Source organism: Aestuariivita boseongensis (assembly GCF_001262635.1).
In the GTDB taxonomy this organism is placed as follows: domain Bacteria; phylum Pseudomonadota; class Alphaproteobacteria; order Rhodobacterales; family Rhodobacteraceae; genus Aestuariivita; species Aestuariivita boseongensis.
The window spans coordinates 1-767 of record NZ_JXYH01000124.1 but is presented as its reverse complement, the minus strand read 5'-3'; the positions used below and the strand labels follow the sequence as shown (position 1 = coordinate 767).

The 767-nt window shown below is 55.1% G+C and carries 1 protein-coding gene; it reads left to right on the top strand.

The features are described 5' to 3' along the window. Positions 1–426: 426 nt before the first annotated feature. On the top strand, positions 427–767 hold a 341-nt coding region (locus tag TR61_RS19435), incomplete at its 3' end, for a hypothetical protein (RefSeq protein ID WP_216595451.1).

The window sequence follows — 767 nt, the reverse complement described above, 5'->3', positions numbered from 1 at the left end:
GTCCGCACAGCAGCCATTGAAGCGGCTTACAGGTGCGGCACTGCAGCGAACGGCAGCTTTCCCGCATCGCTGACAATGCGCACATCCGGTGGGAGGTGTCCAATCTGTCCAAATGTCCAGAATGGAGCCTACGAATTGGACAAATGGACAGTTTGGACACTGTTTTCTGGACAGACGCATGCGATCAGCTTGGCGGGGGGACGTTGTGGCGCTCAAGCCATTCCTTGATGACAGCCCAGATGTCTGAGCTGGCTGGCGCGCTTCGGTATTGTGCAAGCTGATCCAGCCCTTTGGCGAGGTCTTTGGGAACGTCGTTCGGCCACTTCATATTCAGAACATAATGTGAACGTTCTGTTCCAGTCCACACCCATTTCGCGTATACTTGCGACAAGTATCAGATAGCATTTTGCAGGGGCGGATCTTCACATGAGCAAGCTGACCAAGGAACCCAGCGACGAAGTCGCCGACATCGCCAGGCGGGTGGAAGACCGGGAACAGCGCGCCCCGAACGTCTCGGTCGAGATGGTAGACGGCAATGCGAATATGACCATCGGAAAGTCCGGCAAGAACGAAGAGATTTTGCAGCTCATGGACGCGCTGGGTGTCTGTGACACGGATCTCTTCAGTCCCCTTCTTGGACAGATTGGGAATGCTGTTTCCAGGAAGGGTGAGGTAACAAACGACCCGCTGCAGTTCGTCATTGCCTTCATCAAAAGCATTGAGCCGGAAAACGAGATTGAAACCCTGCTGGCGGCCCAGATGGCCGT